Annotated in this window: 19 protein-coding genes; 12 read left to right on the forward strand and 7 right to left on the reverse strand. The window is 66.7% G+C overall.

The window, feature by feature from the left end; all coding sequences use genetic code 11:
• Nucleotides 1-208 precede the first annotated feature (208 nt).
• Nucleotides 209-925, reverse strand: coding sequence for a Tim44/TimA family putative adaptor protein (locus tag ACN0WF_RS03160; RefSeq protein ID WP_417771329.1), 717 nt, complete (start codon nt 923-925; stop codon nt 209-211).
• A 460-nt stretch (nt 926-1,385) separates the two neighbouring features.
• On the opposite strand from ACN0WF_RS03160, the gene ACN0WF_RS03165 reads away from it, so the two are divergent.
• The 3 genes from ACN0WF_RS03165 (at nt 1,386) to polA (ending at nt 6,105) form a co-directional block, all read left to right on the forward strand.
• A complete protein-coding gene (locus ACN0WF_RS03165) occupies nt 1,386-1,931 on the forward strand; it encodes an FxsA family protein (RefSeq protein ID WP_417771330.1) in 546 nt (181 codons plus the stop codon).
• A gap of 64 nt (nt 1,932-1,995) precedes the next feature.
• The gene (locus ACN0WF_RS03170; RefSeq protein WP_417771331.1) at nt 1,996-3,039 is read left to right on the forward strand and encodes an acyltransferase family protein; all 1,044 of its coding nucleotides are present in this window, start codon (nt 1,996-1,998) and stop codon (nt 3,037-3,039) included.
• Nucleotides 3,040-3,087: 48 nt separating this feature from the next.
• On the forward strand, nt 3,088-6,105 hold the full coding sequence (polA, locus tag ACN0WF_RS03175; protein ID WP_417771332.1) for a DNA polymerase I: 3,018 nt from the start codon (nt 3,088-3,090) through the stop codon (nt 6,103-6,105).
• A gap of 19 nt (nt 6,106-6,124) precedes the next feature.
• Here the strand turns inward: polA and ACN0WF_RS03180 are convergent, their stop codons facing one another.
• A complete protein-coding gene (locus ACN0WF_RS03180; RefSeq protein WP_417771704.1) occupies nt 6,125-6,622 on the reverse strand; it encodes a MarR family winged helix-turn-helix transcriptional regulator in 498 nt (165 codons plus the stop codon).
• Nucleotides 6,623-6,814: 192 nt separating this feature from the next.
• Between ACN0WF_RS03180 and hmgA the strand changes: the two genes are divergently transcribed.
• From hmgA to ACN0WF_RS03210, 6 genes are all read left to right on the forward strand, one after another.
• Nucleotides 6,815-8,128: a homogentisate 1,2-dioxygenase gene (hmgA, locus tag ACN0WF_RS03185; protein WP_417771333.1), complete on the forward strand. Its 1,314-nt coding sequence runs from the start codon at nt 6,815-6,817 to the stop codon at nt 8,126-8,128.
• Between the two features lie 4 nt (nt 8,129-8,132).
• Nucleotides 8,133-9,149 (forward strand): fumarylacetoacetate hydrolase family protein, encoded by a 1,017-nt coding sequence (locus ACN0WF_RS03190; protein WP_417771334.1) that lies wholly within the window; start codon nt 8,133-8,135, stop codon nt 9,147-9,149.
• Between the two features lie 124 nt (nt 9,150-9,273).
• Nucleotides 9,274-9,795, forward strand: coding sequence for a hypothetical protein (locus ACN0WF_RS03195; protein ID WP_417771335.1), 522 nt, complete (start codon nt 9,274-9,276; stop codon nt 9,793-9,795).
• A gap of 121 nt (nt 9,796-9,916) precedes the next feature.
• A complete protein-coding gene (locus tag ACN0WF_RS03200) occupies nt 9,917-11,527 on the forward strand; it encodes an FAD-dependent oxidoreductase (RefSeq protein ID WP_417771336.1) in 1,611 nt (536 codons plus the stop codon).
• Between the two features lie 12 nt (nt 11,528-11,539).
• On the forward strand, nt 11,540-11,764 hold the full coding sequence (locus ACN0WF_RS03205) for a DUF2783 domain-containing protein (protein WP_417771337.1): 225 nt from the start codon (nt 11,540-11,542) through the stop codon (nt 11,762-11,764).
• Nucleotides 11,765-11,886: 122 nt separating this feature from the next.
• Complete coding sequence (locus tag ACN0WF_RS03210; RefSeq protein ID WP_417771705.1) at nt 11,887-12,429, forward strand: VOC family protein; 543 nt, start codon at nt 11,887-11,889, stop codon at nt 12,427-12,429.
• Nucleotides 12,430-12,458: 29 nt separating this feature from the next.
• On the opposite strand, the gene ACN0WF_RS03215 is transcribed toward ACN0WF_RS03210, so the two are convergent.
• The 5 genes from ACN0WF_RS03215 to ACN0WF_RS03235 all read right to left on the reverse strand — a co-directional run bounded on the left by ACN0WF_RS03215 (nt 12,459) and on the right by ACN0WF_RS03235 (nt 18,308).
• The gene (locus ACN0WF_RS03215) at nt 12,459-13,304 is read right to left on the reverse strand and encodes a 4'-phosphopantetheinyl transferase family protein (protein ID WP_417771338.1); all 846 of its coding nucleotides are present in this window, start codon (nt 13,302-13,304) and stop codon (nt 12,459-12,461) included.
• An 86-nt stretch (nt 13,305-13,390) separates the two neighbouring features.
• Complete coding sequence (gene uxuA, locus ACN0WF_RS03220; protein ID WP_417771339.1) at nt 13,391-14,551, reverse strand: mannonate dehydratase; 1,161 nt, start codon at nt 14,549-14,551, stop codon at nt 13,391-13,393.
• Nucleotides 14,552-14,628: 77 nt separating this feature from the next.
• The gene (locus ACN0WF_RS03225) at nt 14,629-15,378 is read right to left on the reverse strand and encodes an FCD domain-containing protein (protein ID WP_417771340.1); all 750 of its coding nucleotides are present in this window, start codon (nt 15,376-15,378) and stop codon (nt 14,629-14,631) included.
• Nucleotides 15,375-17,192: a glycoside hydrolase family 2 protein gene (locus tag ACN0WF_RS03230; protein WP_417771341.1), complete on the reverse strand. Its 1,818-nt coding sequence runs from the start codon at nt 17,190-17,192 to the stop codon at nt 15,375-15,377. Before ACN0WF_RS03230 ends, ACN0WF_RS03225 begins: the two co-directional genes overlap by 4 nt.
• 141 nt (nt 17,193-17,333) lie before the next feature.
• The gene (locus ACN0WF_RS03235; protein ID WP_417771342.1) at nt 17,334-18,308 is read right to left on the reverse strand and encodes a TRAP transporter substrate-binding protein; all 975 of its coding nucleotides are present in this window, start codon (nt 18,306-18,308) and stop codon (nt 17,334-17,336) included.
• A gap of 370 nt (nt 18,309-18,678) precedes the next feature.
• Here ACN0WF_RS03235 and ACN0WF_RS03240 point away from each other — a divergent pair, with 370 nt between their 5' ends.
• The 3 genes from ACN0WF_RS03240 to ACN0WF_RS03250 are packed head-to-tail and all read left to right on the forward strand — an operon-like array spanning nt 18,679 to nt 22,985.
• Complete coding sequence (locus ACN0WF_RS03240) at nt 18,679-19,212, forward strand: TRAP transporter small permease (protein WP_417771343.1); 534 nt, start codon at nt 18,679-18,681, stop codon at nt 19,210-19,212.
• A gap of 10 nt (nt 19,213-19,222) precedes the next feature.
• Nucleotides 19,223-20,527, forward strand: a complete 1,305-nt coding sequence (locus ACN0WF_RS03245; RefSeq protein WP_417771344.1) for a TRAP transporter large permease — start codon at nt 19,223-19,225, stop codon at nt 20,525-20,527.
• Between the two features lie 55 nt (nt 20,528-20,582).
• On the forward strand, nt 20,583-22,985 hold the full coding sequence (locus ACN0WF_RS03250; RefSeq protein WP_417771345.1) for a TIM-barrel domain-containing protein: 2,403 nt from the start codon (nt 20,583-20,585) through the stop codon (nt 22,983-22,985).
• The last annotated feature ends 56 nt before the right edge of the window (nt 22,986-23,041 follow it).

The raw sequence follows: 23,041 nt of genomic DNA on the forward strand, positions 1-23,041 counted from the left end.
GGGCGGCAAGGCAAAGGCCGGCCGCGAGAAGGGGCAGGGCGAGTATCCCCGCCATCCCGGCGGGAACGCCCCGGCCGCCGGTTGGAGCGCGAAATGCAAGCCGGGCGCGCCCGCAAGGTGCGCACCCGGAAAGCCCTTCGCCCGGAGATCGGCGCGCCGGCGACCCGGAGGCCGCGGACAAGGGCGCCGCGCGGCGGCGCATCCTCGCCTACTCGACGGATTCAGTCGCGACCAGACGCCAGTTCGGATCGCGCGAGGTGGTGTCGCGGGCAAAGGTCCAGATATCGGTGACATCGCTCACCGCATTGGGATCGCCGTCGACGATGGCGCCGTCCTTGTCGCGGGTGGCGGAAATGAGCTCGCTGCGGAACCGGACAGTGATCTGCGCCGTGCTGCCCTTCATCGCCGCCTCGACGATATCGGCCTTGTCGATGCCGACGAAGGTGGACTCAATGGTCTCGCCGCGCGACTCCCGGTCGGAGATGGCCGCCACGAAGCCCTCGTAGACTTCCTTGGACAGAAGCCCCTTGAGCGCCTTGCGGTCGCCCGCGGCGAACGCGGTAACGATCATCTCGTAGGCTGCACGCGCGCCCTGAAGGAAGCCCTGGGGCTCGAAGGAACGGTCGGCCGACAGGATCTGCCGCAGCGCCTCGTTGAGCGCGGACCCCTGGGGCGCGACCTTGTCGAGCGTCGCCGCGCTCGCGCCCTGCGAGGGCACGGACGCATCGGCCTGACCGGGCAGCGAGATCACATTGTCCTCGACAGGACCAGGACCGCCCTTGGCGTCGCGATCCTGCGCCGAATAGGGGTCGAAGGGCGGCCGCTCGCTGCCGGTGCGCTTGCCAAGCACGCTGCGCAGCCTGAGCAGGATCACAACCGCCAGAATGAGAAAGATGAGTGTGGTGACGTCGAACATATGACCCATTTCGCCTTCGGCCGGTATTTCAGGACGGGCTGCCCGGAGTGCGGCAGGGCCGGCCGACCCAAACCCGCCTGGGACCGTACCGGCACGGCACCTCGCACCGGAAGCGATGAAGCTGGCAAAGCGCCCGCCCAAGGTGTCCGGCCCGCTCTCTGACACATCCTTTTGCCCGAGTCCAATATAAGTCCCGCGCGAGCAACATCCAGACTCGATCACGCCAGCCGGACAGTGTTTTCTCCATCAGGCGGTCGTTTCTCCCCACGAGGGCCTCCCGCTGACTGTTGGCGACAGCCAGCATAGCCGGAAAATCGGGCAAGTCGCCGAATGACTTTCCACGATCCGCTCGCAATTCCGGCAAGACTTCCCTACATGTGGCGGAAAGGCTTGAGACCCTATCGCGCGCACCGCGCGGTCGCCGGTCTGCCGGATGCAACGCAACAGGGACGCGCGACAGCCACACGCCATGCCAATCGGTCTCGTCATACTGCTTCTTCTCATCGGCCTGCCGCTGGTCGAGATCACCGTCTTCATCGAGGTCGGGTCCGAAATCGGCGCCGCCTGGACGATCCTGCTGACAATCGCCACCGCAATCGCGGGCTCGGTGATGCTGCGCATCCAGGGGCTGACCCTGCTGACGCGCATGCGTCGCGAGATGGACGCCGGGCTCGTTCCCGGCAGCGATCTGGTCGAAGGGGCGCTGATCGTCGTCGCCAGCATCCTGCTGCTGATCCCCGGCTTCGTCACCGATGCCTTCGGCCTGCTGCTGTTCGTGCCGCCTGTGCGCAGCCTCATCGCCGGCTTCGTCATCCGCAACGCGCGGGTGACGGTTGTCAACGCGGGCGGAACGTCCCGCCGCGAGGCCGGCGTCGTTGACCTCGACGCGGACGAATGGCAGCGCAACGAGGGCCGGGGGCGCAATCCCGGCGCGCAGAACTCTCCCTGGATCGCCGACGACCGGCAGCGGCCGGACGACGAGCCGGAGACCGGCAACGGGCGACGTCCCGATTAACAGCTCCTAAAGTCTTGCAACCTATCGTCGTTGCGCCGGGCGGGGGCATGGCGAAAGGGCAGGCATGGGCAAGACGAGCGGCGCGCGTGTCGATTGGGTCGACACCGCCAAGGGCATCTGCATCATCTTCGTGGTCATGATGCACTCGACGCTGGGCGTCGAGAAGGCGGCCGACCAGACCGGGTGGCTCGGTCACCTCGTCGAATTCGCAAGACCCTTCCGGATGCCCGACTTCTTCATGATCTCCGGCCTGTTCCTGGCCCAGGTCATCGACCGGCCATGGCGTCGCTACCTCGACCGCAAGGTCGTCCACTTCTTCTATTTCTACATCTTGTGGCTGACGATCCAGTTCGCCTTCAAGGCGCCGGGCATGGCCGCCGACGGCAGCTGGCAGGCTCCGCTTTCCGAATATCTCCTCGCCTATGTCCAGCCCTTCGGCACCTTGTGGTTCATCTACATGCTGCCGGTGATGTTCGTTGTCACGCGCCTGCTGCGCCAGGCCGGCGTGCCATGGCAGGCGGTCATCGCGTGCGCGGCGCTGCTGCAGATCGCCCCGATCGAGACCGGCTCGGTGCTGATCGACGAATTCGCCTCGCGCTATGTCTACTTTTATGCCGGCTACATCTTCGCCGATCGCGCCTTCGCGCTCGCCGCCTGGGCCCGCGCCCACCTCGGCCTCGGCTTCGCCGGCCTGCTGGCCTGGGGCCTGCTCAACGGCACGGTCGTCTTCACCGGGTATTCGACGCTCCCGCTCGTCAGCCTCGCGCTCGGGATCGCCGGGGCGCTCGCGGTCATCGTCACCGCCGGCCTGCTGACCGAGGTGCGCCTCTACCGGCCGCTCGCCTATTGCGGCCAGAACTCGATCGTCATCTATCTAGCCTTCTTCCTGCCGATGGCCGCGACCCGCATCATCCTGCTCAGGACGGGCGTCATCACCGACATCGGGCTGATCTCCGTACTGGTGACGGCCGCCGGCGTTATCGCGCCGCTGGTGCTGCTGTGGCTGGTCCAACGCACCGGCAAGGGCTGGTTCCTGTTCCGCCGCCCGGCCTGGGCGCGGCTCGAGCCGGCCCCTCCGCGCAAGCCCGTGACGCAGGCGGCGGAATAGGGCTGCAAATCCGCAACTCCGGGCTTTCCTCGTGCCGCCGGGCCGGGCATGATCCGCGCCATGTCGAATGATGCCGCCTCCGCCCTCACCGCCGACGACCACCTGATCCTGGTCGACGGCTCCACCTTCATCTTTCGCGCCTACCACGCGCTGCCGCCGCTCACCCGCAAGTCCGACGGACTGCCGGTGGGCGCGGTGTCTGGCTTCTGCAACATGCTGTGGAAGCTGCTGCAGGAGGGCCTGACGCCAGAGCCGGGCGACGAGCCGACGCACATGGCGGTGATCTTCGACCATTCGGCGAAGACCTTCCGCAACGAGATCTATCCCCAGTACAAGGCCCAGCGCCCGGAGCCGCCGGAGGATCTGATCCCGCAGTTCGGCCTGATCCGCGAGGCGACGCGGGCCTTCACCGTGCATTGCGTCGAACAGGAAGGCTTCGAGGCCGACGACCTGATCGCCACCTATGCGCGGGCGGCGGCGGCGCAGGGCGCGCGGGTCACCATCGTTTCCGGCGACAAGGACCTGATGCAGCTCATCGGTCCGCGTGTCGGCATGATCGACACGATGAAGAACAAGACCTTCGGCGAACCGGAGGTGGTCGAGAAGTTCGGCGTCGGACCGGACAAGGTGATCGAGGTGCAGTCGCTTGCCGGTGACAGCGTCGACAATGTGCCCGGCGTTCCCGGCATCGGCCTGAAGACGGCCGCGCTTCTCATCAACGAGTTCGGCGACCTGGAAACGCTGCTCTCGAAAGCCGATACGATCAAGCAGAAGAAGCGGCGCGAGAACCTGATCGAATTCGCCGAACAGGCGCGCATATCCAGAAAGCTGGTGACGTTGAAGGATGACGTGCCGGTCGAGCTGCCCGGCGGGGCGTTCAAGGTGCGCGATCTCGACGCCAGCCGTGCGCTCGCCTTTCTCAAGGCGATGGAATTCACCACGCTGACGCGGCGCGTGGCGGAGACCACCGGCCTCGACGCCGGTGGTGTGGAGCCGGCGCAGTTCACCATTCGCGGCTGGGACGAGCCGGACGGCAAGGGCCGGCTCTCGCCGATGGCCCCGGCCGCCGGCGGAGCGCCAGCCGCGGCCGAGACGTCGCCCCCGGCGGCAGGCGCGGTCACAGCCACAGCCGCGGCCGATCCGGGTTCGACCACCGGCCCCTGGACACCGCAGGCGCGCGCAGAGGCAGCCGCCGCCCAGGCAGCTGCCATCCCTGTCGACGCCTCCGCCTATGAGACCGTGCGCGACCTGGACAGGCTCGAGGCCTGGATCGCGGCGGCGATGGAGACGGGCTACGTGGCCGTCGACACCGAGACGACATCGCTCGACGCCATGCAGGCCGAACTCGTCGGCGTGTCGCTGGCAACCGCGCCGGGCGAGGCCTGCTACATTCCGCTTGGCCATGTGGACGGCGAGGGCGACCTGCTCGGCGGTGGCGGCCTGGTCGCCGGACAGATCCCGATCAAGCAGGCGCTTGCCGCGCTGAAGCCGCTTCTCGAGCATCCCGGCGTCCTCAAGATCGGACAGAACCTCAAGTACGACTGGGTTGTCCTCAAGCGTCACGGCATCGAGGTTGGTCCGTTCGACGACACCATGCTGCTCTCCTACGCGCTCGACGCGGGCAAGGGCGGAAACGGCATGGACGCCCTCGCGGAGCGGTGGCTTGGCCACACGCCGATCCCCTTCAAGGAGGTGGCCGGCTCCGGCAAGTCGATGATCACATTCGACAAGGTGCCGATCGACAAGGCGAGCGCCTACGCCGCGGAGGACGCGGATGTGACGCTGCGCCTCTGGCAGGTGCTGAAGCCCCGGCTCGCGGCAGAGGGGATGGCGAGCGTCTACGAGCGGCTCGAACGGCCGATGGTGCCGGTGCTGGCGCGCATGGAAATGCGCGGCATCTCCATCGACCGGCAGATGCTGTCGCGGCTTTCCGGCGACTTCGCGCAAGGGATGGCCGCGCTCGAGACCGAGATCCACGAACTCGCCGGCGAGAATTTCAACATCGGCTCGCCGAAGCAGCTCGGCGACATCCTGTTCGGCAAGATGGGCCTTCCCGGCGGCAAGAAGACCAAGACCGGAGCATGGTCGACGTCGGTTTCCGTGCTCGACGACCTCGCCGCCGAGGGGCACGCGCTGCCGTCGCGGATCGTCGACTGGCGCCAGCTCTCGAAGCTCAAGTCGACCTATTCGGACGCGTTGCCCGGCTTCATCAATCCCGAGACGAAGCGGGTGCACACGTCCTACTCGCTGGCGGCGACGACGACAGGGCGGCTCTCCTCCTCGGAACCGAACCTGCAGAACATCCCCGTGCGCACCGAGGCGGGACGCAAGATCCGCAAGGCCTTCGTGGCGGAAAAGGGCATGAAGCTGATCTCGGCCGACTACAGCCAGATCGAATTGCGCGTGCTCGCCCACATGGCCGACATCGGACAGCTCAAGCAGGCCTTCGCCGAGGGGCTCGACATTCACGCGCTGACGGCCTCGGAGATGTTCGGCGTGCCCATCGAAGGCATGGATCCGATGGTCCGCCGCCGCGCCAAGGCAATCAACTTCGGCATCATCTACGGCATCTCCGCCTTTGGCCTGGCGGCCCAGCTCGGCATCTCGCGCGGCGAGGCGGCGGAGTATATCTCCACCTACTTCAAGCGGTTCCCGGGCATTCGCGACTATATGGACGAGACCAAGAAGTTCGTTCATGCCAATGGCTACGTGACCACGATCTTCGGCCGCCATGCGAACTATCCGGAGGTCAACACCTCCAACCCCAACATGCGCGCTTTCTACGAGCGGGCGGCAATCAACGCTCCGATCCAGGGTTCGGCCGCCGACATCCTGCGCCGGGCGATGCTGCGGATGGAAGAGCGCCTGTCAGCTTCGACGCTTGCCGCCAGGATGCTGCTGCAGGTGCACGACGAGCTGATCTTCGAGGTGCCGGAAGATGAGGTCGAGCGGACCATTCCGCTCATCCGCGAGGTGATGGAAACCGCCGCCGAGCCGGCGGTGACGCTCTCCGTGCCGCTGCAGGTGGATGCGCGCGCCGCCGACAACTGGGACGAGGCGCACTGATCCTGCGCCTGCGCATGGCTCAGTCGAGGTCGTCGGCGCGCTCGCCCGGCGCAATGCGTCTGAGGTCGGTGATGCCGGCCTCGTCGAGAAGCCGCGCCTCGACCACCGCCAGCCCCGCCTCCAGCGCCCTCAGCGCCTCGGGTCCGAGCTCGCGGCACAGGGACTTCTGGTAGGAGCGGGCAAGCCCGGCGAGCTCGCGGTAGACCGCCTCGCCCGAGGGGGTGAGTTCCAGATGCTCGATGCGCCGGTCCGCCGCATCGACCCGGCGTGTCAGCCAGCCGCGCGCCTGAAGGGCCGCCACCGCGCGGCTCACCTTCGTCTTGTGCATGGTCGAGCGGCGCGAGATCTCCGTCGCCGTGGTCCGCCCCGCCTCGCCGAGGATGGCGAAGCAGCGCCACTCCTGCCTGGTGATGTCGTGCGCGGCGCGGTAGGCCTCGGCAAAACGACGACTGACAAGCTCCGAGGCCCGCACCAGCCGGTAGGGCAGGAAGGCCTCGAGCACGAGGCGGTCGGGCACGTCCGCCACGCCGGCGTCACCCTGCTCCAACTCCCCGACCCCGTCGCCCGTCCCGTCGTTCTGGTGCATCGTCCTGGTCCCCAGTCCTGCCTGCATCCCGTTTGCTTCCTAGCGTCGGAATGACCGTTGATAGTTACAAGCTAAACAGTTACACATGCAACTATCAACCGTCTGGATCAGGAGGGATCAGACATGCCGCTTGCCTACATGCCAGGCTTTGGCAATGATTTCGAGACCGAGGCGCTGCCGGGCGCCCTGCCGCAGGGCCAGAATTCGCCGCAGCGCGCGCCTTATGGTCTCTATGCCGAACAGCTTTCCGGGTCTCCGTTCACCGCACCGCGCGGAACCAACGAACGGTCGTGGCTCTACCGCATCCGCCCCTCGGTGAAGCACTCCGGCCGCTACGCCGCCACCGCGCTTCCCGACTGGAAGAGCGCGCCGCACATTGGCGAGCACAACCTTCCACTTGGCCAGCTGCGCTGGGATCCGGTGCCAATGCCGTCGACCCCGACGACCTTCCTGGAGGGCATGCGCACGGTCACGACGGCCGGCGACGTGCACACCCAGGTCGGCATGGCCTCGCATGTCTATGTTGCCAACAAGGACATGGAAGACGAGTTCTTCTTCAATTCCGACGGCGAGCTGCTGATCGTGCCCCAGGAGGGCCGCATCGAGGTGGCGACCGAGCTCGGCATCATGGAGGTCTCGCCGAAGGAGATCTGCGTCATCCCGCGCGGCATGATCTTCCGTGTGCGACTGCCGGACGGGGTGGCGCGCGGCTATGCCTGCGAGAACTACGGCGCCAAGTTCACCCTTCCGGACCGCGGCCCGATCGGTGCCAACTGCCTCGCCAACCCGCGCGACTTCAAGACGCCGGTCGCCGCCTTCGAGGACAAGGACGGTCGCTGCCGCCTCGTCGTCAAGTGGTGCGGCGAGTTCCACGAGACGACGCTCGAGGCCTCACCGCTCGACGTGATCGCCTGGCATGGCAACTACGCGCCCTACAAGTATGACCTGACGACCTTCTCGCCGGTCGGCGCGATCCTGTTCGACCACCCGGATCCGTCCATCTTCACGGTTCTGACCGCGCCCTCGGGCGAGGAAGGCACCGCGAACATCGACTTCGTGATCTTCCCCGAGCGCTGGATGGTGGCCGAGCATTCCTTCCGCCCGCCCTGGTACCATCGCAACATCATGTCCGAGTTCATGGGCCTGATCTGCGGCCAGTACGACGCCAAGGAAGAGGGCTTCGTGCCGGGTGGCATGAGCCTGCACAACATGATGCTGCCGCACGGGCCGGATGCAACCGGCTTCGAGAAGGCGAGCCGCGCCGACCTCAAGCCGGTGAAGCTCACCGACACGATGGCGTTCATGTTCGAGACCCGTTTCCCGCAGCACCTGACGCGCTTCGCGGCGGAACTCGACACCCTGCAGGACAGCTACCTCGACTGCTGGACGCCGCTGAAGAAGCGGTTCGACGGCACCCTCGAAGGCAATTGGGATTGATCACATGAAACTCGCAACACTCCGCGACGGCAGCCGCGACGGCAAGCTCGTCCTCGTCAACCGCGCGCTCACCCGCTGCACCGAAGCCGGCCACATCGCGCCGACGCTGCAGGCCGCTCTCGACAACTGGGACGAGATCGCGCCGAAGCTGGCGACGCTGGCGGAAAGCCTCGAGCACGACGCCGTGCCGTCCATGCGCTTCCACGAGCACGACGCCCTGTCGCCGCTGCCGCGCGCCTACCAGTGGGCGGACGGTTCGGCCTACGTCAACCACGTCGAGCTGGTGCGCAAGGCGCGCAATGCCGAGATGCCGGCAAGCTTCTGGACCGATCCGCTGATGTATCAGGGTGGCTCCGACAGCTTCCTCGCTCCGCGTGACCCGATCCTGATGGCCGACGAGGCCTATGGCATCGACATGGAGGGCGAGGTCGCCGTCATCACCGGCGATGTGCCGATGGGCGCCACCGTCGAGGAGGCGCGCGCCGCCATCCGCCTCGTCATGCTGGTCAATGACGTCTCCCTGCGCGGCCTGATTCCGGCCGAGCTTGGCAAGGGCTTCGGCTTCTTCCAGTCCAAGCCGTCCTCGGCGTTCTCGCCGATCGCGGTGACGCCGGACGAGCTGGGCGGCGCCTGGGACGGCGGCAAGGTCGCGCTTCCGCTTCATGTCGACCTCAACGGCAAGGCCTTTGGCCGCGCCCAGGCCGGCATCGACATGACCTTCGACTTCCCGACCCTGATCGCCCATGCGGCGAAGACCAGGCCGCTGGCCGCCGGCGCCGTCGTCGGCTCCGGCACGGTCTCCAACAAGCTCGACGGCGGCCCCGGAAAGCCGGTCTCCGAGGGCGGCGTCGGCTACTCCTGCATCGCCGAGATCCGCATGATCGAGACGATCGAGAGCGGAGCCCCGAAGACGCCGTTCATGCGCTTCGGCGACACGGTGCGCATCGAGATGCTCGATGCCGAGGGCCACTCCATCTTCGGTGCCATCGAGCAGACGGTCGAGAAATACGAAAAGGCCTAAGCCGGATCCGTCGAACGCGGGCGCGCCGCCTGCGCACCCGCGTTCGACGGAGGCGAGGCCGAGCGGACGTGATATGACCCTGAGGCCGCGACGGGTTCGCGGTCACTGACAGAGGTTGATCCAGATGAAGACGATTTGCCTGATCGCTTTCGCCCTGACGCTTCCGCTTCCGGCCCTCGCCGCCGACGTCACAGCGCCCGTACGCGCGGTGATGGAGGCGGCGGAGGCCAACTGGGCCGATCCGCCCCAGGACTATCAGGACTATTTTTCCGAGGAGCGCCTTTCGACGCTCTACAGCGCGGATTTCGCCGCCCGATATCGCAAGGCGGCGGAGACGCCCTTCGCCAAGGAGATGGGCACGCCCTTCGACTACGACGTGATCGTCAACGGTCAGGACGGCTGCCCGCTCAAGAACATCAAGATCGCGCAGACCGGCGTCGAGGGAGGCGCTGCTCACGTCGTGGCAAGCTTCCAGGGCACGACCTGCTTCGGGCCCGGGGAAGAGTTCCAGATTCGCCAGGAGGCTCATTTCCTCGTCGTGGAAGTGGGCGGCCATGCGGCGATCGACGACATCGTCACGCCAATGGACGGCGAGCCCACGTCGCTCAAGGCGCAGATGGACGAAATCGCCGCGGGAGCGGAATAGGCCGGACGTCGCCGCCGGCGGGAGAAAGATCTCGCCGGCGGCGGACCAAGGCCGGCAAGACGGCCCGGGGCGGGTTTCGGTGGAGGACCGGAACCGCCGGAGAGGGCTTTCGGGAGGACGCATGACGAAGATTTTCGAAACCCCGCTTTATCCGTATGCGCGCTCGCGCGACCAGGACGCCGACACGCCCGTGCGTCATCCGGTCGTGGTGCTGGGTGCGGGGCCGGTCGGCCTTGCCATGGCCATCGATCTTGCTCAATCGGGCGTGCCGGTGGTCGTGCTCGACGAAAACGACAAGGTCAGCTTCGGTTCGCGGGCTATCTGTTTCGCCAAGCGCCCGCTGGAGATCCTCGACCGGCTCGGCTGCGGCCAGCCCATGGTCGACAAGGGTGTCGTGTGGAACCTCGGCAAGGTGTTCCTCGGCGACCGGCAGGTCTATGAGTTCAACCTGCTTCCCGAGGACGGGCACAAGCGCCCCGCCTTCATCAACCTTCAGCAATATTATCTCGAACAGTATCTGGTCGAGCGCGCCCGCGAGATCGCCGACGAGACCGGGCTGATCTCGCTGCGCGGCGGCAACCGCGTGAGTGCCGTCGGGCCGGACGATGCCGGTGTGATGCTGACGGTGGAGACACCGGAAGGGATCTACCGGCTCGAGGCGGACTGGCTGGTTGCCTGTGACGGCGCCAGTTCGCCGACGCGCACCATGCTCGGCCTCGACTTCCAGGGCCGCGTGTTCGAGGACAATTTCCTCATCGCCGACGTGGTGATGAAGGCGGACTTCCCGACGGAACGCTGGTTCTGGTTCGATCCTCCCTTCAACAAGGACCAGTCCGCGCTTCTGCATCGCCAGCCGGACGACGTGTGGCGGATCGATCTGCAGCTCGGCTGGGACATCGACCGCGAGGCGGAGAAGGATCCGGCAAGGATCCGGCCGAAACTCGAGGCCATGCTTGGCGCGGACGTCGACTTCGACCTTGAGTGGGTGTCGATCTACACCTTCCAGTGCCGGCGCATGGAGAAGTTCCGCCACGGGCGGGTGCTGTTCGCCGGTGACGCGGCGCATCAGGTCTCGCCGTTCGGCGCGCGCGGGGCGAACTCCGGCTTCCAGGACACGGACAATCTCGCCTGGAAGCTCAAGCTCGTGATCGACGGGCTGGCGCCGGACGGGCTCCTCGACAGCTATGACGAGGAGCGTATCTTCGCGGCAGACGAGAACATTCTGAACTCGTCACGCTCGACGGACTTCATCACGCCGAAGAGCCACGCCAGCCGCGTCTTCCGCGACGCGGTACTGGAGCTGTCCGAGCATCACGCCTTCGCCAGGCCCCTGGTCAACTCCGGCCGGCTGTCGCTGCCGGCGATCTACGACGGCTCGCCGCTCAACGGTCCGGATGCCGCCGGAATGCCGGCGCGCAGCCGTCCCGGCGCCCCCGCGAGCGACGCACCGCTCGCAGAAGGCTGGCTCATCGACAGGCTGGGCGGCGGCTTCCAGCTTCTCGCCATCGATGCACAGGTGCCCGAGCGGCTGGAGATCGACGGCATCGCGCTCGACGGCATCTCGGTGTCGACCGCGCACGACGCAAGCGATGCGCTGCGCCAGCGCTATCTGGGAACGGCCGCATCGGCGGTCTACCTGATCCGCCCCGACCAGCATGTCGCGGCCCGCTGGACAACCTATGACGCGGACGCCGTCGCGGGCGCCCTGCGTCGGGCGACGGCGCGCGGCTGAGGAGAGGACACGATGAACGCACGTCACACATCGGCCGGCCCCTTGCGGCTTGATCCGAACATCACCGACCCCGACGGCTTCTATGCCGCGCTGATCCGCGCGCATGAAGGCCTCGGCCGCGAGGAGAGCGAGGCGTTCAATGCACGCCTCGTGCTGATCCTCGCCAACCATATCGGCGACCGCGCGACACTCGATGCCGCGCTTGCCGCCGCAAAGCTCCCGGAACGGGGAGACTGACCACCGGTTTCCGCCCGGCGGAAGAGAGGGCTCCACCGGGCAGGAACCCAATATCGAACGCGGACGGGGCGTTCCTGCACTCACTGTCGGACAGGAGCTACCTCATGACTACGATGCCTGAGCTGAAGATCGATCGGATCCATCACGTCGCCTATCGCTGCAAGGACGCGAAGCAGACCGTGAACTGGTATGTCGACAACCTGAACATGGGCTTCGTGCTCGCCATCGCCGAGGACAAGGTGCCCTCGACGCATGAGCCCGATCCCTACATGCACGTCTTCCTCGATGCAGGCGCGGGCAACGTGCTCGCCTTCTTCGAGCTTCCGACCAAGCCGGAGATGGGCAAGGACCCCAACACGCCGGAGTGGGTCCAGCACATCGCCTTCAAGGTGAAGGACCGCGAGACGCTGGTCGCCTACAAGGAGAAGCTCGAGCAGAACGGCATTCCGGTGCTCGGCGTTACCGACCACTCGATCTTCCATTCGATCTACTTCTTCGATCCGAACGGCCACCGCATCGAGCTGGCCTGCCCGGATCCGGAAGAGGAGGCGATGATCGCCCGCCTCGACGCTGTGAAGTGGGACATGCTGGAGGAATGGTCGAAGACCAAGCGCGCGCCTCAGCACGCCGCCTGGCTGCACGCCAAGGAACTGAAGAAGGACTGACGGTCGGTCGCGACCGGGCGGACGGTGGCCTATCGCGCTTCCGTCCGCCAGTCCCAGGCGATGGCGACCGCCCGGTCGGCAATCACCGACATCGCGGACGGCGCCGTCTCGAACAGGCGGACGGGCGGCATTTCGCCCGCCGCCGTACCTTCCGCGCACAGCGCCAGCGCGTGGCGGTCGCCATCCGGCCCGGCGATTGTCGCCTGGCGGAAGCAGAAATCCCGGCCGTCGGCAGACAGCGCCCGCCCAACGCCCGCCATCTGCCGGAGCGCTTCCGGCAACCGGTCGCGATGGCGGCGGAAGACGATCCGGCCATTGCCGGAAAAGGCGAAGGAAAAGCCGGCCAGAGGCAGCGACATGCCGAGCCCCGTCGCCTTGATGAAACTTTCCTTCAACGACCACAGCGTGAAGAAGCGGCGACGTTGCTCGCCTGCCGGCAATGCCCGCAGGGCCGCCACCTCCTCGGGGGCGAAGAAGCGCTCGGCGACCGAAAGCTCGACATCGCGGCCGGCGTCCTCCACATCGACGCCGAGCGGTGCCTGCGCAAGCCCACGCGAGACGGCGAGGGCGATCAGTCCGCGCGTGTGAGAGAGATTGAAGGCGACGCGTGGCAGCGACGGCGCGACGGCAGGCTTGCCGTTGGCGCCCTCGACAAAACGCCAGTCACGCGGCGCGACGCCCGGTCGGACGCGCGAGAGCGCCTGCCGGACGAGACCGTGGGCAAGACCATATTGGTGACGCAGACCGTCGAAGCGAAACCGCGCCATGCGCTCCCGCTCGGCCGTGCAAAGCACCTCAATCCACGGCCCGGTGGCCACGGGGTCATTGGCCGCACCGTCACGGCAAAGCCGGAGATCGATCCCCTCGTCGTCCATCCCGTCCTCTCGCCGCCCCTTACGCGGGCGAGCCTAGAGCGAAACGGCCTGCGTGCGAAACGCCCTTTTCGCGCGCCGGCCGGCGCTCAGGTGAGGACGGCCACCGCATGTTCGACGCCACGCAGTTCGGCAAGGCCGCGCAGGCGGCCGATGGCCGGGTAGCCGGGCGTCGAGGTCTTGCGCAGATCCTCAAGGATCTGATGGCCGTGGTCGGGCCGCATCGGCAGACTGACGCCGCGCCGGCGTTCCTCGGCAACGATCCGCGCGACCATCGCCACCATGTCGACGTCACCGGCCAGATGCGCCGCCTCGTGGAAGCTCTGTGGATCCTGCTCGCGCTTCGTCGCCCGCAGATGCAAGAAATGCACCTTGTCGGCGAAGCGGGAAAACATCGCCGGCAAGTCATTGTCCGGCCGCACGCCATAGGACCCGGTGCAGAAGGTAAAGCCGTTCACCGGCGTGTCTGCCATTGCAGCGATGGCCGCCATGTCATCGACGGTGGAAACGATGCGCGGAAGACCGAAGAGCGGGCGCGGCGGATCGTCCGGATGAATGGCGAGAACCGCCCCCTCGCGCGCGGCCACCGGCACGATGCGCGCCAGGAAGGCGGCGAGATTGCCGCGCAGGCCCTCGGCCCCGAGCCCGTCATAGGCGGCAAGCCTCTCCCGGAAGGCCGACAGCGAATAGCTCTCCTCCGAACCGGGAAGCCCGGCAATGACCGTATCGGCGAGACACTGGCGCGCGGCTTGGGAAAGGGCATCGAAATGGGCGCGGGCGGCGGCGATCCGTTCCGCTGGATAGTCTGCCGCGGCTCCCTCGCGCTCGAGGATGAAGAGATCGAAGGCAGCCAGCGCGGTCTGGTCGAACCGCAGGCAGCGGGATCCGTCCTCGAGCTCGTGGACGAGGTCGGTGCGGGTCCAGTCGAGAACCGGCATGAAGTTGTAGCAGATGGTCTTGACGCCTGCCCGGGCGAGATTGGTCAGGCTCTGCGCCCAGGCATCGGCCTTTTCCTCCCAGCCGGGCGCGCCGGTCTTTATGTCCTCATGGACGGGAATGCTCTCGACCACGCTCCACACCAGGCCGGCGGCTTCGACCTCGGCCTTGCGTGCGGCAATGCGGTCCGCCGGCCAGACCGTGCCGTTGGGAACGTCGTGGAGGGCGGTGACAACGCCGAGCGCGCCGGCCTGACGGATATCGCTCAGCGTGACCGGGTCGGCCGGTCCGAACCAGCGCCAGGAGTGAAACATCGTTCTTGCTTCCGATTGGGGAGGGGGAAAGGCGCGCCGACCGGGCGGCGCGCGAAAAGTCCTGGCCGCGGCCGGCCTCAGGGGCCGGCGACAGCCACCGGCCCGCTGTCGAAAAGATAGCCGTCGAACTGCGGGTCCTCGACATCCGACAGCTTGAGCAGGGTCAGCCGCACGTTTTCCAGATGCTGCCACATGGCCTGGCGGGCGGCTCCCGGATCCCGGCATTGCAGCGCGGTGAGAATCCGCTGGTGATCCTCGAGCCAGCGATCGCGGTAGCCGCGATCGAAGATGCGCGTGTGCAGCCGCGCCCACATCGGGCTCTGCTCGCGCTTGCGCCAGAGCTCATCGATCATGTCGACGAGCACGCTGTTCTGCGTCGCCTCGGCGATAAGGTGATGAAACAGCTCGTCGCCAGCGTAGTCGCCGGTACCGTCCTCGATGGCGCGGCGCTCCATTTCCAGCGCCTCGCGCATGCGCAGCACGTCGGCCTTGGTGACCATGGTCGCAGCGAAGGCGGCGATGGAGCTTTCCAGCACCTGGCGCGCCTGCAGCAGCTCGAACGGACCGATGTCGCCGCGCGCGTCCCGCGTCTCGCCGGCGGGCAGGCGGGCAACATAGATGCCCGACCCCTTGCGCACGTCGACGAAGCCCTCGATCTCCAGCATGATCACCGCCTCACGCACCAGCGAGCGGCTGACGCCCATCTCCTCGGAGATCTGGCGTTCGGTCTTGAGGCGGTCGCCAAGGGCATAGTTTCCCTCGGTGATCTCCCGCCTGAGCGCCTCGGCCACCTCTTCGTAGCGGCGCTTTCCGCCTTTCCCGATCATCTCTCCTCCTCCTGCTCCGCCTCCGCGTCGCGGCGCTCGGCATAATAGTCGGCAAGCACGTCGAAGGCCTTCTTGCGCGTCGCCTTGTCGGCCGCGATCAGACCTTTCTTGTTGTAGCCGCGCTGAAATATATTTTGCCGGCGTTCGACACGGAAGTCATAGAGGATCCAGGGCGACATGCCCTTGACGTACGCAAGCCCGCGCAGGGTGGCGATCTGCTTCTCGTAGACCTCGGTCATATAGGCCTCGCTGAACAGGCCACGCACCGGGGCACCCTCACCGATGGCGCCATCGGCACCGGTCTCGGAAATGACCACCGGCTTGCCGGGGTCGGAATTGGCGCCGATGGCGACGAGGTCGTCGAAATTCTCCTCGTACCAGCCGTAGTACTCGTTGATGCCGATGACATCGATGTGCTCGGCCAGCCTGTCCTCGATGCGATTGCGGGCGTGGTTGACGAGGCAGGCGGCGGAGGTGAGACGCGTCGGGTCGAGGCGCTTGGCCGTATCGGCGAGCCCCTTCATGAACGACAGCCTGGCATCGGTGTCCGGATTCTCGTTGCCCACCGACCAGATGATGACACTGGCGCGGTTGCGGTCGCGCAGGACCAGCTCGGCGAGCTGGTTGCTGGCGTCCGCATAGGTCGCCGGATCCTCGAAGGCGATCGCCCAGTAGACCGGGATCTCCTCCCACAGCATGAAGCCGAGCTCGTCGGCAAGCCGTGCCGCCATCTCGTGGTGGGGATAGTGGGCAAGGCGCAGGTAGTTGCAGTTGAGCGCGCGGGCATGTGCAAAGCGGCGGCGCAGATCTTCCTCGCTCGTCACCTTGCCGAGGTCCGCGTCGTCCTCATGCACGGAAATGCCCCGCAGGAACACCGACTTTCCGTTGAGGCGGATCTCGTCGCCGACGCGCTCGATGCGGCGGAAGCCGACCCGGTCGCTGACAAGGTCGCCGCCGGCCTCGAGGGTCACATCGTAGAGCTTCGGGTCTTCCGGCGACCACAGCTCGGGGCGTGCCTCGAAGACGATCTCGCCGCGACCGTCCGGCCCGAGCGGAATGTCGAGCGCGAGCCCGAGGCCGGCGATGGCAAGACGCGCGACGGACGCCGCGCCCTCCACCGTGACCTCGGCGCGAATTCGCGTGTCGCTGCCGTCGGGAACAAGATGGATGAAGAAATCGCGGATCACCGTCTGCGGCGTCTCGTAGAGCGCCACCTCGCGGTAGACGCCGCCATAGTTGAACCAGTCGGTGTTGCGCATCGGCACCCGGTCGAGGGTGCGCGTGTTGTTGACCATCAGCATCAACCAGTTGCGGCCCGGGCGCAGATGGTCGGTCAATTCGCAGAAGAACGGCGTCGAACCGCCGAGATGATTGCCAAGAAAGCTGCCGTTCAGGAAGACCTTGCAGTCGTATTGCGCGGCGCCGACACGCAGGAAGCGGCGTTTGCCGTCATCGGGAGCGGCGATGTCGAGCGGACGGGTGTACCAGGCGCTACCCTCGAAGAAGTACCACTTCTCCTTGACCATCTGCCAGCAGGAGGGGACCGGAACGGTCTCTCCCTCGTAGGGGTCGTAATCCCAGGGCTCTTCGCGCTCCTCGGCAACCATCGGCTCCATGGCGAACCACTTCTGCCGCAGTCCGGTGTCGAGCAGGTCGACGCAGAAGTTCCAGTCGCCGTCGAGGCTGGTCGCCGTGCGCCCGCCGGTGAAGATCATCGTGGCGGCATTCAGCGAGCGGCTGTCGAAGGGGCGACCGTAATCCTCGTCATGCAGGCACTGGATCGCGTTTTCGGCAAGGTCGGAACGTTCGAGCACAACGGGTCTCCGGCGAAGTGGGGAGGCGGGAAGCGACGGCTTTTCAGGCACGAAGGGAGCCGGCCGCGGCATGGGGCCGCGACCGGATGCGGGCCGCCGACGTGCCCGAAGGCCCGCGCCGGCGCGATCCCGAGAGGAGTCTTACTCGGCGGCCGCCTTGATGCGCGCGATCAGGTCGGCGACGCGCGGAGACGCCTTGGCGGCCTCCTCGTGCATCGGCAGCACCTTCTCGACGAACGGGCCCTTGTCGACCTCGATGAACTTGACGCCGAGTTCGTTCTTGGCGACCTCGATGCCGGCCGCGACCTGCTTGTTCCAGTTGTCCCGGTGGAAGTCCATGGACTCGCGCGCGGCCTGCTTGACCGCCTTCTGCTGGTCCTCGCTCAGCGAGTCCCAGGTCTGGGTCGAGATCATCACCACCGACGGGATCATCGTGTGCTCGTCGTTGGAATAGACCTTGGCAACCTCGCCGTGGCGACCCGAGGTGAGCGCGAGCGGGTTGTTTTCCGCACCGTCGACCACACCCTGCTGAAGCGCGCTGTAGAGCTCGCCCCAGGAGATCGGCGTCGGGCTGGCGCCGAGCAGCTCGATCATGCGGATCGCCGACGGGCTCGGCTGGACGCGGATCTTCATGCCGGCAAGGTCGTCGGGCGAGCGGATTTCCTTGTTGGCGTAGAAGGAGCGGGCACCCTCGACGTAATAGGCGATGCCGATGAAGCCCTTGTCGCGCGAGGACATCAGGATGTCCTCGCCGATCTCGCCGGAGAGAACCTTGTAGTAATGGTCCTCGTTGGCGAAGATGAACGGCAGGTTGAGGGCGGCGTAGGACTCTTCGAAGGCCTCGAGCTCGCTGGCGTTGGAGCGGGCCATGTCGAGCGAGCCGTTCTGCATCAGCTCCATGGACTCGCGCTGGTTGCCGAGCTGGGCGTTGGCATAGACGCGGATCTTCAGATCGCCGTCGGTCAGCTCGTTGACGCGCTTGGCCATGAATTCCATCGACTGGTGCAGCGGATGGTCTTCAGGGTTGTTGTGGTTGAGCTTCAGCGTGCGCGCCTCGGCCGTGGTGGCCATGGCGAAAAGGGCCGCGCCGGCGAGCGCAGCGATGCGACGGGACATGCGCATTCTCGGATACCTCCCGAAATTGGTCCGGCCAAACGACACGCGGCTCTGCTCGGCGCCGACGATCCTCCCGTCAGCAACCGGCTGCCGCTTCTGGCCGATTTTCTTGACCTCGACGCATTGTGACACGTCGAGGCATTGGATGAGGGTGCGCCTGGCCGTCTGGCCCCTAGCCGAACCCGGCGCAAAGGATGGCCAAGCGGATCAGCATGTCAACCAGTTTTGAAAATTGGTTGACCAATTTTGTCGAATGGGCAATGTGGACGGCAAGGTCCGGCACGGGACCGGCCCGGCAAGCTGCCGGCAGGGAGGAGACATGCGGGCGCGGCGCGAGGCCGACGACCTGCCCAGGACGGAGGCCCCGCCAATGCAGGGACTAAAGGCCCGCGTCGACAGGACGCTCGGCTGGCTCATTTCACTCGTCTTCGCCATTCTTGTCGCCTGCGTCGTCTGGCAGGTGGTGTCGCGCTATGTGCTTGGCACGCCGAGCACAATCACCGACGAGATGGCGCGGTTCCTGTTCATGTGGACCGGGCTCGTGGGCGCGGCCTACACGCTGGGACAACGCCGGCACCTGGCGATCGACGCGCTGCCGCTGATGCTGGGGCCGGCGCGGGCGCGCTACCTGCACATACTGGTGATGCTGATGATCGCCGGTTTCGCCGCCGTCGTCATGATCTACGGCGGAATCGACCTGATGTCGCGGACGCTGGCCAGCGGCCAGGTCTCGCCGGCCCTGCGCCTGCCCATGGGCTATGTCTATGGCGCCATTCCGTTTTCCGGCGCCATGATGCTGTTTTACTGCCTCCACTTCCTCGTTGCGCTGCTGCGCGGCGAGCTGCTCGACCCCGACGAGGCCGAGACCGCCGCCCCCGGGGCGGCCGGCGGACCGCTCGACTGAGGACCCCGACATGGAAGAACTGCAAAGCGCGCTCACCCTCTTCGGTGTCTTCGCCCTTCTGATGGTGATCGGCGTTCCGATCGCCTTCGCCATCGGCATCGCCTCGGTCGCCACCTTCCTGCTGTTCATGACCTTCGACCAGTCGGTCTACATCACGGCGCAGCAGATGGCCTCCGGCCTCGACAGTTTCACGCTCCTGGCCATTCCCTTCTTCATCCTGGCCGGCAACATCATGAACCGCGGCGGCATCGCGCTGCGGCTGATCGATTTCGCCAAGATCCTCGGCGGACGGCTGCCGGGCTCTCTCGCCCACTGCAACGTGCTCGCCAACATGATGTTCGGCTCGATTTCCGGCTCGGCGGTCGCCTCGGCGGCCGCGGTCGGCGGCGTCATGTCGCCCCTGCAGAAGAAGGAAGGCTACGACCCGGCCTATTCGGCCGCCGTCAACATCGCCTCCTGCCCGACCGGCCTGCTCATTCCGCCATCGACCACCTTCATCGTCTATTCGCTGATCACCAACGGTACCTCGATCGCCGCGCTGTTCGTCGCCGGCTACATTCCTGGCCTGCTGATGGGTCTCGGGCTGATGCTGGTGGCCGGCATCATCGCCAAGCGTCGCGGCTATCCGGTAACGCCGCGCCCGACCTTCCGCCAGATCGTCGCCACCACCGCGGACGCGATCCTGCCGCTCGGCCTCATCGTCATCGTCATGGGCGGCATCATCGGCGGCGTCTTCACCGCGACCGAGGCCTCGGCGGCCGCGGTGGTCTACACGCTGATCCTGGCACTTGGCGTCTACCGCGAGATCGGCATCCGCGACCTTCCCGGCATCATTCTGGAATCCGCCGTCACCACCTCGATCGTGCTTTTGATGATCGGCTGCTCCATCGCCATGTCCAAGGTCATGGCCTTCGCCGACATCCCCTACACGATCTCCGACGCACTGCTGGCGCTCTCAGACAATCCGCTCGTTCTGCTGCTCATCATCAACATCGCGCTGCTCGTCGTCGGCACCTTCATGGACATGACCCCGGCGCTGCTGATCTTCACGCCGATCTTCCTGCCGGTGGTCAAGGACCTCGGCATGGATCCGGTTCATTTCGGCGTGGTGATGACCTTCAACCTGTGCATCGGCATCTGCACGCCGCCCGTCGGTTCGGCGCTCTTCGTCGGCTGTTCGGTCGCCAAGGTCTCCATCGGCCAGGTGCTGAAACCGCTGCTGCCCTTCTACGGCGTGCTCTTCGTCCTGCTGCTGCTCGTCACCTATGTGCCGGCGCTGAGCCTGACCCTGCCACGCCTGCTGTTGGGCTACTGACACCGGCGCGGCGGGCGAATGTCCGCCGCCACTTTGACAATCTCCCGGGTTCGCCATGAAAACGCTGAAGACCTTCCGCCTTGCCGCCCGTCTCGACGCCGGGATCGAACTGCGCGTCGACGACCGCCACATCCTGTCCGTATTCGTTCTCGAGGACACGCTGTGGCGCGTGGTGCTGCGCAAGGACGGCGCCTTCCGCCAGTCGCGCACCTGGTCGATCGCACCGGAACTTGCCGGGGGCGGGGCGGATGTCGCCTGGGAGGGGCGAGAGCGGCTCGACCTTTCCGGCTTCTCCTGTCCCGCCTTCAGCCTGGAGGAGGGCGAGGACCGCCTCGTGCTGGAAAGCGATACGCTGCGCCTGGAGATCGATGCCCCGCTGACCCTCGCCTGGTCGGCGCGCCAGGCCGACGGCAGCTTCCGCCGCTTCGCCGAGGAACGTCCCACCGGGGCCTACATGCTCGGCGTCAGGGACCACGCCCACGCCCACTTCCTGCTGCGCCATCCGGGTGAGCGGATTTACGGGCTCGGCGAGAAGGCCGGCAAGCTGGAGCGTTCGGGGCAACGCTACGAGATGCGCAATCTCGACGCCATGGGCTATGACGCCAGCGCCACCGATCCGCTCTACAAACACATCCCCCTAACGCTGACGCTGACGCCGGAGGCCGGCGCCTATGGCCTGTTTTACGACAATCTGGCGAGCTGCTGGTTCGACCTGGGCAACGAGCTCGACAACTATCACCGGCCCTATCGCGCCTATCGCGCCGGCGACGGAGATCTCGACTATTACATGAGCTGGGCGCCGGAGCTGCTCGGCGTCGTCAAGCGCCATGTCCGCCTCACCGGCGGCACCGCCTTCCCGCCGCTCTGGAGCCTCGGCTATTCCGGCTCCACCATGCATTACACCGACGCACCGAACGCGCAGGAGCAGCTGGAGGGCTTTGTCCGGCTTGTCGGACAGCACGACATCCCCTGCGACAGCTTCCAGCTTTCCTCCGGCTACACCTCGATCGGCGACAAGCGCTACGTGTTCAACTGGAACCACGAGAAGGTGCCGGATCCGAAGGCGATGTCGGCCCGTTTCGCCGATGCCGGCCTGCATCTTGCCGCCAACATCAAGCCCTGCCTGTTGCAGGACCACCCGCGCTACGACGAAGCGGCACAGGCCGGACTGTTCGTGCGCGACAGCGAGACAGACGCACCCGAGCGCTCCTCCTTCTGGGACGACGAAGGCTCGCATCTCGACTTCACCAATCCGGCGACGGTGCGCTGGTGGCAGGAGAACGTAACGGCAAAGCTGCTCGAAAACGGCATCGGCTCGACCTGGAACGACAACAACGAGTATGAGATCTGGGACGCCGGCGCACGCTGCAACGGTTTCGGCCGCGAAATCCCGGTCGGCCTCATCCGGCCGCTGATGCCGGTGCTGATGACGCGGGCAAGCCACGAGGCGCAGCGCGCCCATGCGCCCGACAGCCGCCCCTATCTGATCTCGCGCTCCGGCGCGCCGGGGCTGCAGCGCTACGCGCAGACCTGGTCGGGCGACAACCGCACCAACTGGGCGACGCTGCGCTACAACATCCGCATGGGCCTCGGCATGTCGCTTTCGGGCCTCTACAACATCGGCCACGATGTCGGCGGTTTCGCCGGGCCGAAGCCGGGGCCGGAGCTTTTCGTGCGCTGGGTGCAGAACGGCGTCTTCCATCCACGCTTCACGATCCACTCCTGGAACGACGACCGCACGGTCAACGAACCCTGGATGTATCCCGAGGTCACGCATCACATCCGCGATGCCATCCGCCTGCGCTACCGGCTGCTGCCCTATCTCTACACCGCGCTCTACCGGGCGGTTGTCGAGGATGAGCCAATGCTGCGGCCGACATTCCTCGACCACGGGCACGATGCGGCGACCTTCGCGGAAACCGACGACTTCCTGATCGGCCGCGACCTTCTGGTGGCGAGCGTCGTGGAGGAAGGCGCGCGCAGCCGCCGCGTCTACCTGCCCGAGAACGGTGCCGGCTGGTGGAACTTCCACACCGGGTGCCATCATGCGGGCGGACAGACCGTCGACCTGCCGGTCGACCTCGCCTCGATGCCGCTCTTCGTGCGGGCCGGGGCAGTGCTGCCCCTTGCCGAGGGTCTCACGCGCGCCAATGCGGCGCGCGACACCCGCCGCAGCTACATGGTCTTCCCGCAGCGCCCTTGCGCGGACACGCAGGAGAGCCTCGAATACGCCGACGACGGGTTCGCCGCCGATGCACTTGCCGCCCGCCACGCGCTGACCCGGCTGGCGCTTTCCGGCGACGACGAATGCGTAGAGCTCCAGATCTCCCGTCAGGGCGGTCACCGCCCGGGCTTCACGGAGGCGACCATCCTGCTGCCTCAAGGCGAGACGCGGCGGCTTCTCGTCAATGGTGTCGAGACGGCGTCCGGCGCCGTCGTGGCGATCCCGCACGCCTGAGCGGCGGCTGGCCAGCACAGACGGCCGGCTCGCCGGTTTCCGGGAGCCGGCCGTTT

The organism is Stappia sp. (assembly GCF_048268045.1).
GTDB lineage: Bacteria > Pseudomonadota > Alphaproteobacteria > Rhizobiales > Stappiaceae > Stappia.